Source organism: Ideonella sp. (assembly GCF_035254525.1).
Classification (GTDB): domain Bacteria; phylum Pseudomonadota; class Gammaproteobacteria; order Burkholderiales; family Burkholderiaceae_C; genus Ideonella.
This window is the reverse complement of sequence record NZ_DATFAN010000200.1, coordinates 23,844-37,254: the sequence shown is the minus strand read 5'-3', so window position 1 is coordinate 37,254 and position 13,411 is coordinate 23,844. Positions and strand designations below refer to the sequence as shown.

The 13,411-nt window shown below is 69.5% G+C and carries 11 protein-coding genes; 8 read left to right on the top strand and 3 right to left on the bottom strand.

The annotated features are described in order from the left end of the window. Positions 1 to 5 precede the first annotated feature (5 nt). From VJ693_RS22265 to VJ693_RS22245, 5 genes are all read left to right on the top strand, one after another. Positions 6 to 461 (top strand): chromate resistance protein ChrB domain-containing protein, encoded by a 456-nt coding sequence (locus tag VJ693_RS22265; RefSeq protein WP_324157851.1) that lies wholly within the window; start codon positions 6 to 8, stop codon positions 459 to 461. A 333-nt stretch (positions 462 to 794) separates the two neighbouring features. Next, complete coding sequence (locus VJ693_RS22260; RefSeq protein WP_324157849.1) at positions 795 to 1,844, top strand: efflux RND transporter periplasmic adaptor subunit; 1,050 nt, start codon at positions 795 to 797, stop codon at positions 1,842 to 1,844. 3 nt (positions 1,845 to 1,847) lie between these two features. Then, positions 1,848 to 2,534 (top strand): ABC transporter ATP-binding protein, encoded by a 687-nt coding sequence (locus tag VJ693_RS22255; protein ID WP_324157848.1) that lies wholly within the window; start codon positions 1,848 to 1,850, stop codon positions 2,532 to 2,534. 70 nt (positions 2,535 to 2,604) lie between these two features. Beyond that, a complete protein-coding gene (locus VJ693_RS22250; RefSeq protein WP_324157846.1) occupies positions 2,605 to 3,774 on the top strand; it encodes an ABC transporter permease in 1,170 nt (389 codons plus the stop codon). Positions 3,775 to 3,776: 2 nt separating this feature from the next. Continuing rightward, positions 3,777 to 5,093, top strand: coding sequence for an ABC transporter permease (locus VJ693_RS22245; protein ID WP_324157844.1), 1,317 nt, complete (start codon positions 3,777 to 3,779; stop codon positions 5,091 to 5,093). A gap of 43 nt (positions 5,094 to 5,136) precedes the next feature. Here VJ693_RS22245 and VJ693_RS22240 read toward each other — a convergent pair whose 3' ends face one another. Further along, positions 5,137 to 5,811 (bottom strand): ABC transporter ATP-binding protein, encoded by a 675-nt coding sequence (locus tag VJ693_RS22240; RefSeq protein ID WP_324157842.1) that lies wholly within the window; start codon positions 5,809 to 5,811, stop codon positions 5,137 to 5,139. Between VJ693_RS22240 and VJ693_RS22235 the strand changes: the two genes are divergently transcribed. Continuing rightward, positions 5,810 to 6,517 (top strand): arylesterase, encoded by a 708-nt coding sequence (locus VJ693_RS22235; RefSeq protein WP_414652346.1) that lies wholly within the window; start codon positions 5,810 to 5,812, stop codon positions 6,515 to 6,517. The genes VJ693_RS22240 and VJ693_RS22235 overlap by 2 nt on opposite strands. Here VJ693_RS22235 and VJ693_RS22230 read toward each other — a convergent pair whose 3' ends face one another. Both VJ693_RS22230 and VJ693_RS22225 read right to left on the bottom strand, forming a co-directional pair. Beyond that, positions 6,518 to 8,545, bottom strand: a complete 2,028-nt coding sequence (locus VJ693_RS22230; protein ID WP_324157840.1) for a sensor histidine kinase — start codon at positions 8,543 to 8,545, stop codon at positions 6,518 to 6,520. A gap of 20 nt (positions 8,546 to 8,565) precedes the next feature. After that, entirely contained in the window at positions 8,566 to 9,972 is a 1,407-nt protein-coding gene (locus VJ693_RS22225) for a sigma-54 dependent transcriptional regulator (RefSeq protein ID WP_324157838.1), read from the bottom strand. Positions 9,973 to 10,143: 171 nt separating this feature from the next. Here VJ693_RS22225 and VJ693_RS22220 point away from each other — a divergent pair, with 171 nt between their 5' ends. After that, positions 10,144 to 10,359 carry a formate dehydrogenase gene (locus tag VJ693_RS22220; protein WP_324157836.1) on the top strand — a complete coding sequence of 72 codons (216 nt, stop codon included), beginning with the start codon at positions 10,144 to 10,146 and terminating at the stop codon, positions 10,357 to 10,359. 53 nt (positions 10,360 to 10,412) lie between these two features. Next, positions 10,413 to 13,400: a formate dehydrogenase subunit alpha gene (locus VJ693_RS22215; RefSeq protein WP_324157834.1), complete on the top strand. Its 2,988-nt coding sequence runs from the start codon at positions 10,413 to 10,415 to the stop codon at positions 13,398 to 13,400. Positions 13,401 to 13,411 lie beyond the last annotated feature (11 nt).

The following is a 13,411-nucleotide window of genomic DNA, read 5'->3' as shown; positions in this document are numbered from 1 at the left end:
ATGTCATGAAATGGGTGACCCGTGAACGGCCGAAGATCGACCGAATCGCCTGCCCGTGGCTCATCGCGCGCTTCATCGACCGCGAGCCCGAGTTCCTCTACGTGCCGGCGAACCAGGTGCTGGCCACCGCCGAAGCGACCGGCGCCGTGCCGTACGACATCCCCGGCGTCGAGATGAGCCATGTCGGCGAGCGGTGCAGCTTCGATGCCTTCCTGTCGAAATACCGCCTCGACGACCCAGCCTTGCTGCAGCTCGCCGAGATCGTGCGCGGCGCCGACACCTCGCGGCTGGATCTCACGCCGCAATCAGCCGGTCTGTACGCGCTGTCGCTCGGCCTGTCGCACAACTTCCTCGACGACCACGAGATGCTGCGCCACGGGCTGGTCATGTACGACGCGCTGTACGCCTGGTGCCGAAGTTGCCGACGTGAAACCCACAACTGGCCGCCGGTGATGCGTTGAGGCTGCTCGCGGCCGATTTGGGTTGCGGCGCAGCGGGCGCCTGCTACGATCCGCCCGCTCTGGCCTATCCGGCCAGCGAACCGGGCAGTGCCCTCTGGAAGGCGCAGGCCGATCCGGCCTGGTCGACGAGGGTGCGTTCTCAGGGAGCCCATCATCGACACGGGACTGCTGAAGGAACTGCGCATCGACCGCGCGCAACGTGAGGATCACGGCGGGGGGCCGCCGACATGGGTCTGGGGCCTTCTGGCCGGCCTGGTTCTGCTGGCCCTGCTGGGCGCCGCGGCGTGGTGGGTCCTGGCGGCCAACAAGCCCATCGCCGTTCAGACCGCCACCGTGCGGGCCAACGGTCAGGGCGCATCCGCCGACGCGGTGTTGCAGGCCACGGGCTACGTGACGGCAAGACGTTCGGCCACGGTCTCGGCCCAGATCACCGGCACGTTGACCGAGGTGCTGATCGACGAAGGCTTTCGCGTCAAGAAGGGCCAAGTGCTGGCCCGCCTGGAGGACAGCGGCCTCAAGGCGGGCCTGGCCGCAGCTGAAGCCCAGGCGCGCAGCGCCCAGGCGACCGTGGTGCAGTTGCGCGCGCAGCTGGCTCAGGCCGAGGCCGATGCGCGGCGCCAGGCCGAGCTGGCTGCCCAGGGCATGACGACGCGCCAGACCCAGGAGCAGGCGGCAACCTCCGTGAGGGCCCATGCCGCCCAGCTCGACGCGGCGCAGCGCCAGGCCGAAGCCGCCCAGGCCCAGGTGGTGCAGGCGCGCGTGAACTTCGACTACGCCACCGTGCGTGCGCCATTCGACGGTGTCGTCACGGCACGCGCCGCGCAGGTGGGCGAGATCATCTCGCCGCTGTCGGCCGGCGGCGGCTTCACCCGCACCGGCGTGGGCACCATCGTCGACATGGATTCGCTCGAGGTGGGGGTGGACGTCAACGAGGCCTACATCGCCCAGGTCAAGGCCGACATGCCTTGCGAGGCCGTGCTCGACGCCTATCCCGACTGGAGGATCCCCGCCCATGTGGTGACCGTCATCCCCAGCGCCGACCGCGGCAAGGCCACGGTGAAGGTGCGCGTGGCGCTGGACCAGAAGGACGAGCGAGTCGTCCCTGACATGGGCGTGCGCGTGAGCTTCCTGGCGGCCAAGCCCAGAGCGCAGGCGGCGCCCCTGCCCGGCGTCCTGCTGCCGCCCGAGGCGCTCGCACAGCGCGACGGCGTCAACGCGGTCTTCGTGGCAGTCGAAGGCCGGGCGCAACGGCGCGCGGTCAAGCTCGGCGCCGATGTCGGCAAGTTCAAGCTCGTCACCGAGGGCCTGAAGGCGGGCGAGACGGTCGTCGTCGCGCCGCCGGCCGAGCTGAAGAATGGTTCCACCGTCGTGAACAAGGAATGAGGCATGAGTGCTCTGATCGAGATCCGCGACCTGTCCAAGATCTACACCCGAGGCAGAGAAAAGGTTGAGGTGCTGCACCACATCGACCTCGATGTCGGCCAAGGCGATTTCCTCGCGCTGATGGGCCCCTCGGGCTCGGGCAAGACCACCTTGCTCAACCTGATTGGCGGGCTGGATGCGCCCAGCGGCGGCTCGATCAGCGTGGCCGGCGAGCGCATCGACCGGCTCAGCGGCGCACAGCTCGCCAAGTGGCGTGCGGCCAAGGTCGGCTTCGTGTTCCAGTTCTACAACCTGATGCCCATGCTCTCGGCGCAGCGCAACGTGGAACTGCCGCTGCTGCTGACCAGGCTGTCGGCCGCCGAGCGCAAGAAGCGCGCGGACATCGCGCTACGGCTCGTCGGCCTGGGCGACCGCGCCGCGCACAAGCCGACCGAACTCTCGGGCGGCCAGCAGCAGCGCGTGTCGATCGCGCGGGCCATCGTCTCCGACCCCACGCTGCTGGTGTGCGACGAGCCCACGGGCGACCTCGACCGCCAGTCCGCCGAGGACGTGCTGACGCTGCTGCAGGTGCTCAACCGCGAGCATGGCAAGACCATCGTCATGGTCACCCACGACCCCAAGGCCGCCGGCCGCGCCGGGCACACGCTGCACCTGGACAAAGGCACTCTCGTCGAGCAGGTGGCCGCATGAGCGCCGCACGGCCGCTCCGAAGGCGCTCGCTCCCCCTCGGGGGGACGGCCCGCAGGGCCAAGGGGGCACCATGAAATACCTCCACCTCGTGTGGGCGGCGCTTTTCCGGCGCAAGCTGCGCACCTTCCTGACCCTCGTCTCCGTCATCACGGCCTTCCTGCTGTTCGGCCTGCTGGATGCCGTGCGGGTGGGCTTCGACCAGGCGGGCCAGAGCGCCAACGGCGCCACACGGCTGCAGACGGGCGCCAAGCTCAGCTTCATCCAGCTGCTGCCCATGGCGCTGGGCGGGCGCATTGCGCAGGTCGAAGGCGTCAAGGACACCACGTACGCGAACTGGTTCGGCGGCGCATACCAGGATCCGCACAACCAGGTCTTCAGCTTCGCGGTGGCGCCCAACTACCTCGACGTCTACCCCGAGATGGAGGTCTCTGCCGAGGCGCGCAAGGCCTTTGCCGAGACCAAGATCGGCGTGCTCGTCGGCGAAGGGCTGGCCAAGCGCTTCGGCTGGAAGGTCGGCGACCAGCTCCCGATGCAATCGACCATCTTCCCCGACAAATCCGGCAGCCTGAACTGGACCTTCAAGATCGTCGGCCTGATCCATGTGTCCGACACCAAGTCGGCCGGCTGGTTCACCCAGCTCATGCTGCTGCGCTGGGATTACTTCGACGAGACCACGCCCTACAACCAGGGCCAGGCCGGCTGGTACGTGACTCGGGTGAAGGACGTGAACCAGGCCGACCGCGTGGCCAAGGCCATCGACACGATCTCGGCCAATTCCGACCACGAGACCCGCACGCTGACCGAACAAGCCGCCACGGCCGCGTGGATGAAGCAGCTGGCCGACATCAACCTCATCGTCAGCTCCATCATGGGCGCGGTGTTCTTCACGCTGCTGCTGCTGGCGGGCAACACGATGATGCAGGCGGTGCGCGAGCGCACCAACGAGATCGCCGTGCTGAAGACACTGGGCTTCTCGGGCCAGAGCGTGCTGGCCATGGTGCTGGCCGAGTCCATGCTGCTCCTGCTGCTGGGCGGCTGCGTCGGCCTGGGGCTGGCCAGCGTGGTCGGGCCGGCCGTGGGCGCGGCCAGCGGCGGCACACTCAACCTGCCGGCCGCGGGCCCGGCCAGCTGGGCCATCGGCGTGGGCCTGATGCTGCTGTTCGGCATCGTCGTCGGCACCCTGCCGGCGCTCAACGCCATGCGACTGAACATCACCGATGCCTTGGCAGGGAGGGCTTGAGCATGCGATTCCTGAGGAATGTCGGCCTGCTTCTCTTGACCGTGTTCGTGCTGGCCGCTTGGGTGATGCTGCCGTGGCAGGGCGCGGTGGCGCTGGCGCTGCTGCTGGCGCTGTGGCTGTTCCTGTTCCGCGGCGGTGGGCAGGCCCGCTCGGTGGCCTCGGTGGGCATCAGCACGCTGAACCAGCGCATCGGCTCGTCGGCCGTGATCGTCGTCGGCATCGCCGGCGTGGTGGGCGTGCTCGTCGCGCTGCTGGCCATGGCCGAGGGCTATGCGCAGACGCTACGCAACTCGGGCAGCCTCGATACCGCCATCGTGCTGCGCGGCGCCTCGGCAGCCGAAGTCGCTTCGGCACTCAGCCGCGAGGACGTGGTGCAGATCGCGCAGGCCGCCGGCATCGCGCGCGGCGAGAAGGGTGAGCCGCTCGTCTCGGCCGAGACCGTGGTGGCCGCGAACTTGCCGGTCAAGGGCAGCCAGACCGATGAAGAAGGCAGCGCCCAGGTGCGTGGTGTCGGCGACGAGGCCTTCGCCGTGCGGCCGCACCTGAAGATCGTCGAGGGCCGGCGCTTCCAGCCCGGCCTGCGCGAGCTGATCGTCGGCAAGGGCGCGGTGCGCCAGTTCGCCGGCCTCGAGGTGGGGGCCACGCTCAAGCTCGGCAATCAGCCCTGGACGGTGGTCGGCGTCTTCGCCTCGGGCGACGCCATGGAGTCGGAGCTTTGGGCCGACGCTGCCGTGGTCAACGATACCTACCAGCGCGGCAGCGGCCGCAACTCGGTGACCGTGAAGCTCACGGGCCGCGAGGCTTTCGACGCCTTCAAGACCGCGCTGGCCGCCAACCCGCAGTTGCGGGTCGACGCCAGCACGACGCTGGACTTCTTTGCCAAGCAGTCCGAGAAGATGACCCAGATGCTGCGCATCATCGGCATCACGGTCGGCGCGATCATGGCCGTGGGCGCGGTGTTCGGCGCTCTCAACACCATGTTCGCGGCCGTCGCTTCGCGCGCCCGCGAGATCGCCACGCTGCGCGCCATCGGCTTTCGCGGGCTGCCCGTGGTGGTGGCGGTGATGCTGGAGACAATGCTGCTGGCCTTGATCGGTGGCGCGATTGGTGGCCTGGTGGCCTGGTTGTTGTTCAACGGCTTCGAGGCCTCGACCATGGCGGCCGGCTCGGTGGGCAAGCTCAGCTTCAACTTGCGCGTCTCGCCAGGCCTGCTGTGGGAAGGGATCAAGTGGGCGCTGGCCATCGGCTTCGTCGGCGGTCTCTTCCCTGCCGCGCGCGCCGCCAGCCTGCCGGTGACGGCGGCCCTGCGAGAACTGTGAGCGCCGGGCGACTCGATGCAGGGGTCCCGCCGCTCCCTCGATGTCAGCCCACCAGCAAGCGCCCCGCCTCGATGTGCAGTTGCCGCTCGCAACGCTCGGCCAGCGCGCGGTCGTGGGTCACCATCACCAGCGTCGTGCCGACCTCGCGGTTCAACTCGAGCATCAGCGCCATCACGGTTTCGCCGGTTGCGAAATCGAGGCTGCCGGTGGGCTCGTCGGCCAGCAGCAGCTTCGGTCGCACGACGAAGGCGCGGGCGAGGGCCACGCGCTGCTGCTCGCCGCCGGACAGCACGCGCGGGTAGTGCGACAGGCGCTCGCCCAGGCCGACGCGGCCCAGCATCTCGGTGGCCAGGGCGCGCGCGTCGCGCCGGCCCGCCAGCTCCAGCGGCAGCATCACGTTCTCCAACGCGGTGCGGTTGCCCAGCAGTTGGAAGCTCTGGAATACGAAGCCGAGCTTGCGGGCGCGCAGCGCGGCGCGGGCGTCCTCGTCAAGCGCGAACAGGTCCTCGCCCTCGATCACGACGCGGCCTTCGCTCGGCACGTCCAGCCCGGCCATCAGCGCCAGCAGCGTGCTCTTGCCCGAGCCCGAGGCGCCGACGATGGCGGCCGATTCCTGCGCCCGCAGCGTGAAGTTGATGTCGTGGAGAATCGTCAGCGTGCCGGTGGAGTCGGTCACCCGCTTGGTGAGGTGCTCGACGGCGATGATGGGTTCGGACATGCGCGTGCTGGAATTTCTTCGTTGGGCGTGGCGCCGGTTGGCGCACACCGGGCGCCCGGGGGTCGCTGACTGTAGCGTGGCGCTCGCGCTGACGCTGCAACTCGCGGCCGTGCCGGCCCAGGCCGCTCAGGCAGCACCCCCCGCGCGGGTGCTGGTCGTCGGCGACAGCCTGTCGGCCGAGTACGGCCTGGCGCGCGGCACGGGCTGGGTCGCGCTGCTGGCCGAGCGCGTGGCGCGCGAGAAACTGCCCGTCGAGGTGGTCAACGCCAGCATCAGCGGCGACACGACCGCCGGCGGGCGCGCCCGGCTGCCTGCGCTGCTGAAGACCCACGCGCCGAAGGTCGTGGTGATCGAGCTCGGCGGCAACGATGCACTGCGCGGCCTGCCGCTGGCGCAGACGCGCGACAACCTGGGCGCGATGGCGCGCGCCGCGCGCGCCGCCGGCGCGAAGGTGCTGCTGGCCGGCATGCAGGTGCCGCCGAACTACGGCCGCCAGTACACCGCCGACTTCGTGCAGGCCTTCGAAGATGTCGCGCGGGCCGAGCGCTGCGCGCTGGTGCCCTTCCTGCTCAAGGGCGTGGCCGACCGGCCCGATGCCGAAGACTGGTTCCAGCCCGACCGCATCCACCCGCTGGCCAAGGCACACCCGCTGATCGTCGACAACGTCTGGCCGGTGCTCCAGCCCTTGCTGAAAGCCGCGCGCTGATCAGGCCGCGCCGGCCGAGTCCGTCGCGGGCTCGACCCGCAGCGCCACCGTGATCAGCGCGCCGCCCTCGGGCCGGTTGGCCGCGCGGATCTCGCCGCCATAGCGCTCGACCAGGCTCTGGCTGATCCACAGGCCCAGGCCCGTGCCGTCGGGCTTGCGCGTCACGAAGGGCTGGAAGAGCTGGGCGAGCAGTTCGTCCGGCAGGCCGGCGCCGCTGTCGGCCACCGTGATGTCGACGCCCCGCGCGTCGGGCCAGTCCCGCGTGGCCAGGGTCAGCTCGCCGCCCTCGGGCATGGCCTGGATCGCGTTGACGAGCAGGTTGACCAGCACCTGCTGCAGCTCGTGGCGGTTGAAGCCCACGGTCAGCGTGGCGGCGTATTCGCGCCGGATCGAAATGCGGCTGCTGGCCAGCAGGTGCGCCACCAGCAGCAGGCAGCCTTCGAGCACCTCGCCGGGCGCGAGCGTCTCGACATAACCCGCGTACTCGGTCGGCCGCGCGAACTGCAGCAGCTGGGTCACGATCAACCGCATGCGCTCGATCTGCTGGTCGATCAGCTTGAGCTCGGCGCTCACGGTCGCGGCCTGCGGCCCCAGCAGCTCGCGCAGCAGATCGAGGTTGCCCTGGATCACCGCGATCGGGTTGTTGACCTCGTGCGCCACGCCGGCCGTGAGCTGGCCGACCGCCGCCAGCTTCTCGGCCCGCACGAGCTGGCGCTGCGCCGCCTCCAGCGCCTGGGTGCGCTCGGCGACCTTGGCGTCGAGCTCCGCGTTCCAGCGCTTCAGGGCCTCGGTCTGATCGTCCAGCGTATCCAGCAGGTGGTCGAAGTGGGCCGCGAGCTCGCCGATCTCGTCGTGGCTGTCGACCCGGCCGACGCGCGCCTTGGCCTCGCCGGCCTCCACCCGCTGCATCGTGCCGCTCATCTGCTCCAGCGGCCGGAAGATGCCGCGCGCCCAGCGCAGCGAGACGATGCTGGCGGCGATCATCACCGCGAAGAAGATCGCGCCGATGGTCGCCAGCACGCCGTACTTCAGCCAGGTGAACGGCCGCTCGAGAAAGCCGACGTAGAGCATGCCGACGCGCCGACCCAGTCGATCGGTGATCGGCTCGTAGCCGCTGACATACCAGTCGCTGACGACGAAGGCGCGGCCGAGCCAGGTGGCGCCGCGGCCCAGCACCGCCTCGCGCACGCTGCCCGACACCCGCGTGCCGATCGCCCGCTCGCGCCCCTCGCCGCCGAACAGGCGCACGTTGGTGCTGATGCGCACGTCGTCGAGGAACAGCGTGGCAGTGCCCTGGCTGCCCCAGGGCAGCGAGCCCTCGGGATAGACGATGTCGTTGAGCTTGTCGATGAACGGCAGGTTGCGGTTCAGCAGCACGCCGGCCTGCACGTGGCCGAGCACGCGGCCATCGTCGTCGTGCACCGCGGCGCTGGCCGTCGCCACCATCGCACGATCCTCGGCGCCGCGGCTCGTCGGCGCGGCGTTCTGCGTCGGCAGCAGCGGCACCGACACGCGCTCGCGCAACGGTTGGCCCAGGCCGGCCTGCTGGTCGGGCGCGAGCACCTCGACGCTGGCCTGCGGGCGCCCCGGCGCCGGCTCCAGCCACGGCAGCGCTGCGCCGCCGACGGCCCAGTCGCTTGCCACGATCCGCCCGTCCGGCCCGCGCAACTGGATGAAATCCAGCGCCTCGCGCTGGCGCATACGCTCGAGCAGCGCACGCAGCGCGGCCGGTCGTGTCGCCGCGTCCCGGCCGCCGTGCAACGCCAGGCTCAGCGCATGCGAGTCGGCCACGGCGCCCGTGCTGGCGCCGACCTGGGCGAGCATGCGCTCGAAGTACCCGTGCGCCACTGCCATGTCGGAGCGCACCTTGGTGACCAGCAGCCGGTCCAGCGCCGCGTTGCCCCAGACCAGCAGCAGCACGCCCAGCAGCGGCAGCACCACCAGCAGCGGCAGCAACACCATCGCCAGCAGCTTGCGGCGGATGGGCCAGTTCTTCAGTTCAGCCCGGTCGCCGCCGGGCCGCCCCAAGGCAACCGATCCCCCCCGGCTCACTTCCACTCCGCCACGCGCCGCTCCAGCGTGCGGCGCGAGATGCCCAGCAGCTGCGCGGCGCGGGTTTTGTCGCCTCCCACCGATTCGAGCACGGCCAGGATGTGCTGCTTCTCCAGCGTCTGCAGGTCGGTCGGCCGGGGCGCGGGCGCGGCGGAGGGCGCGGACACCTCGGCCGACGCACTGCGCGCCAGCCCCTGGTACAGCGCCGAGACGTTGAGCGCACCGAGGATGAGCGAGCGCTCGATCAGGTTGCGCAGCTCGCGCACGTTGCCTGGCCAGTCGTACTGCTGCAGGAAGGCCATCTCCTCCGGCGGCACCTCGAAAGGCGGCACGCCGAGCTGCGGCGCCAGCGTGGCAATGAAATGCTCGACCAGCGCGGGGATGTCTTCCTTGTGCGAGCGCAGCGGCGGCAGGTTGATCTCGACCACCTGCAGCCGGTAGTACAGATCCTTGCGGAATCGTCCGGCGGCCACCTCGCGGCCCAGCGGCCGGTGGGTCGCCGCGATGATGCGCACGTCGACCGGGATCTGCTGCTCGCTGCCCACCGGGCGGATCTGCCGCTCCTCCAGCGCGCGCAGCAGCGTGGCCTGCAGGCCGAGCGGCAGCTCGCCGATCTCGTCGAGGAACAAGGTGCCGCCCTGGGCGTAGACAAACAGGCCATCGCGGCCGCCCTGGCCACCCCGCTCGGCGCCGAGCCAGGCCTGGCCGAACAGCTCGCTCTCGATCAGCTCGGGCGACAGCGTCGCGCAATTGACCGGCACGAAAGGCCCGTCGGCGCGCTGGCTGCGCCGGTGCAACGCGAGCGCGGCCAACTCCTTGCCGGTGCCGGACTCGCCCGTCAGCAGCACCGTGCTGTGGACCCCGGCCACCTTCTGGATCGCCACCTGCAGCCCGCGGATGGCGATCGAATCGCCGACCAGGCCGTCGGCCGGCGGCGTGCGTTGCGAGATGGTGCGGCGCAGCAACCAGTTCTCGCGCCGCAACAGCGCCCGCTCGAGCCCGTGGTGCAGCGCGTTGAGGATCTGCGTGACCCGGAACGGCTTGAGGATGAAGTCGCCCGCGCCGGCGCGCAGCGCCTCGATCGCGGTGTCGAGATCGGCAAAGGCGGTGATCAGCACGACCTCGCTCGCGTTGCCCTGCGCACGCAGCTGCTTGAGCCAGGCGATGCCGCTGCGGCCGGGCATGGCGACATCCAGGATGATCAGGTCGTAGCGGTGGCGGCGCACCAGCGCATCGGCCTCGTCGGCGCTGGCGGCCACGTGCACCTGGCCGACCCGCGAGCTGAGCGTCTTCTCGAGGAAGCTGCGCATGCCGGGCTCGTCGTCGACCACCAGCACGCTGGCCAACGGCCACTGGCTGGCGGGTGCCGGGGCATCGGTGGTCGGAGCAGCCTGGTCAGTCACGTCCGGCCGATTCTAGAAGTGAGCACAACGACAATTTGTCGCACGCCAGGCGACAAGCTGGCGGTTTGCACGCGGGTTCCATCCAATAGGAAATCGGCGTACCCTCGGCGCTAATCTTCCACTCATGCAAACGCTTGCATAGCTTGCAGGCCTTGCCCTGGAGATGCCGCCATGAGTGACACCAAGTCTTCCACCAGCCTGTCGCGCCGCCGCGTGTTCGCAGGCGCTGGCACGGTCGGTGCGCTGGCCGCCGCCGCCGCGGCCTTGCCGCTGGCCCGCCAGGCCGAGCCCGCCCCGGCGGCCGCGCCGGCCGAGACGCCCGACACCGCTGCCGGCTACCGCCTCAGCGCACACGTCCAACGCTACTACCAGACCGCCAAGGTCTAGAGCTCACGCCCACCCCGGTGCTCCGGCCCGCCGGAGGCCATCAGGAGACACCCATGCTGTTGACCCGCAGAGCTCCCGCGGACCGCACTGCTGCCGGCACCCCCTCGTCCCCCCTCGTCGCCAGCCTCGCGCGTGGCGTCGCCCGCGCGATGCCCACGATGGACCGGCGCGCGTTTCTGCGCCGCTCCGGCCTCGGCGTCGGCGCCGGTATCGCGGCCTCCGAGCTGATGCTGGTGCGCAAGGCGCGCGCCGCCGATGCCCCCGCCGCCGGTGAAGGCGGCCCGAAGGTCGAGATCAAGCGCACTGTCTGCGGCCACTGCTCGGTCGGCTGCGCGGTCGACGCGGTGGTCCAGAACGGCGTCTGGATCCGCCAGGAGCCGGTCTTCGATTCGCCGATCAACCTCGGCGCGCACTGCGCCAAGGGCGCCGCGCTGCGCGAACACGGCCACGGCGAATTCCGCCTGAAGACGCCGATGAAGCTGGTCGACGGCAAGTACCAGAAGATCAGCTGGGACCAGGCGCTCGACGAAATCGGCAAGAAGATGCTCGAGCTGCGCCAGGCCAGCGGCCCCGATTCGGTCTTCATCGTCGGCTCGTCCAAGCACAACAACGAGCAGTCCTACCTTCTGCGCAAGTGGGTCAGCCTGTGGGGCAGCAACAACTGCGACCACCAGGCCCGCATCTGCCACTCGACCACCGTGGCCGGCGTCGCCAATACCTGGGGGTATGGGGCGATGACCAACTCCTACAACGACATGCAGAACAGCAAGGCGGCGATGTACATCGGCTCGAACGCCGCCGAGGCGCACCCGGTGTCGATGCTGCACATGCTGCACGCCAAGGAGAACGGCTGCAAGATGATCGTGGTCGACCCGCGCTTCACCCGCACCGCGGCCAAGGCCGACGAGTACGTGCGCATCCGCTCGGGCTCCGACATCCCCTTCCTGTTCGGTCTGATGCACCACATCTTCAAGAACGGCTGGGAAGACAAGCAGTACATCGCCGACCGCGTCTACGGCATGGACAAGGTGCGCGAGGAGGCCCTCACCGTCTGGACGCCCGACAAGGTGGAAGAAGCCTGCGGCGTCGACGAAGCCACCTGCTACAAGATCGCGAAGATCATGGCCGACAACCGGCCGAGCACCGTCGTCTGGTGCATGGGCCAGACCCAGCACACGATCGGCAATGCGATCGTGCGCGCCTCATGCCTGCTGCAGCTGGCGCTGGGCAACGTCGGCAAGTCAGGCGGCGGCACCAACATCTTCCGCGGCCACGACAACGTGCAGGGCGCCACCGACGTCGGCCCCAACCCCGATTCGCTGCCCGGCTACTACGGCCTGGCCGAAGGTGCGTTCAAGCACTTCGCCAAGGTCTGGGGCGTCGACTTCGAGTGGATCAAGAAGCAGTACGCGCCGGGCATGATGACCAAGCCCGGCATGACCGTCTCGCGCTGGATCGACGGCGTGCTCGAGAAGAACGAGCTGATCGACCAGGATTCGAACCTGCGCGGCCTGTTCTTCTGGGGCCACGCGCCAAACTCGCAGACGCGCGGCCTCGAGATGAAGAAGGCGATGGACAAGCTCGACCTGCTGGTCGTCGTCGATCCCTTCCCGTCCGCCACCGCGGCGATGGCCGCGATGCCGGGCAAGCCGGAGGACCTGAACAAGAACCGCGCCGTCTACCTGCTGCCGGCCGCGACGCAGTTCGAGACCAGCGGCTCATGCACCGCGAGCAACCGCTCGCTTCAGTGGCGCGAGAAGGTCATCGACCCGCTGTGGGAAAGCCGCAGCGACCACATGATCATGTACCAGCTCGCGCAGAAGCTCGGCTTCGACAAGGAGCTGGTCAAGAACTACAAGATGCAGAAGATCAAGGGCCTGGACGAGCCGGTGCCCGAGGACATTCTTCGCGAGATCAACGCCTCGGTCTGGACCATCGGCTACACCGGCCAGAGCCCCGAGCGGCTGAAGGCCCACATGCGCAACATGAACGTCTTCGACGTGAAGACGCTCAAGGCCCGTGGCGGCACCGACAAGGAGACCGGCTACTCGCTCGACGGCGACTACTTCGGACTGCCCTGGCCCTGCTACGGCACGCCGGCGCTGAAGCACCCCGGCTCTGCGAACCTGTACGACACCAGCAAGCACGTGATGGACGGCGGTGGCAACTTCCGGGCGAACTTCGGCGTCGAACGCGACGGCGTGCCGCTGCTGGCCGCCGACGGCTCGCACTCGAAGGGCGCCGACCTGACCACCGGCTACCCCGAGTTCGACCACGTGCTGCTGAAGAAGCTGGGTTGGTGGGGGGAACTGACCGAAGCCGAGCAGAAGGCCGCCGAAGGCAAGAACTGGAAGACCGACTCCTCGGGCGGCATCATCCGCGTGGTGATGAAGAACCACGGCTGCCACCCGTTCGGCAACGCGCGGGCGCGGGCGGTCGTCTGGAACTTCCCGGATCCGGTCCCCAAGCACCGCGAGCCGCTGTACAGCACCCGGCCCGACCTCGTCGCCAAGTACCCGACGCACGACGACAAGAAGGCCTTCTGGCGCCTGCCCACCCTGTACAAGACCGTGCAGCAGAAGAACCTCGAGCTCGGCAAGAGCTTCCCGCTGATCATGACCTCGGGCCGGCTCGTCGAGTACGAGGGCGGGGGCGAGGAAACCCGCTCGAACCCCTGGCTGGCCGAACTGCAGCAGGACATGTTCGTCGAGATCAACCCCAAGGCCGCCAATGACCGCGGCATCCGCCACGGCGACTGGGTCTGGGTCAAGACGCCGCCAATGGCCGCGCAACCCGAGTTCAAGGGCCTGAAGGTCAAGGCGCTGGTCACCGAGCGGGTCGATGCCGAGACGGTCTTCCTGCCCTTCCACTTCTCGGGCCGCTGGGGCGGCATGGACATGCTGCCCTACTACCCCGAGGGGGCGCACCCGGTGGTCCGCGGCGAGGCGATCAACACCGCCACGACCTACGGCTACGACAGCGTGACGATGATGCAAGAGACCAAGACGACGATTTGCCAGATCGAACGGGCAACGGCGTAACGCAGCAGGAG

What these genes read in the sequence shown, in the direction of transcription:
- VJ693_RS22250 (WP_324157846.1), top strand. Translation starts at nt 2,605, where the DNA reads ATGAAATACCTCCACCTCGTGTGGGCGGCGCTTTTCCGGCGCAAGCTG.
- VJ693_RS22245 (WP_324157844.1), top strand. Translation starts at nt 3,777, where the DNA reads ATGCGATTCCTGAGGAATGTCGGCCTGCTTCTCTTGACCGTGTTCGTG.
- VJ693_RS22215 (WP_324157834.1), top strand. Translation starts at nt 10,413, where the DNA reads ATGCTGTTGACCCGCAGAGCTCCCGCGGACCGCACTGCTGCCGGCACC.
- VJ693_RS22235 (WP_414652346.1), top strand. Translation starts at nt 5,810, where the DNA reads ATGCGCGTGCTGGAATTTCTTCGTTGGGCGTGGCGCCGGTTGGCGCAC.
- VJ693_RS22240 (WP_324157842.1), bottom strand. Translation starts at nt 5,811, where the DNA reads ATGTCCGAACCCATCATCGCCGTCGAGCACCTCACCAAGCGGGTGACC.
- VJ693_RS22255 (WP_324157848.1), top strand. Translation starts at nt 1,848, where the DNA reads ATGAGTGCTCTGATCGAGATCCGCGACCTGTCCAAGATCTACACCCGA.
- VJ693_RS22265 (WP_324157851.1), top strand. Translation starts at nt 6, where the DNA reads ATGAAATGGGTGACCCGTGAACGGCCGAAGATCGACCGAATCGCCTGC.
- VJ693_RS22220 (WP_324157836.1), top strand. Translation starts at nt 10,144, where the DNA reads ATGAGTGACACCAAGTCTTCCACCAGCCTGTCGCGCCGCCGCGTGTTC.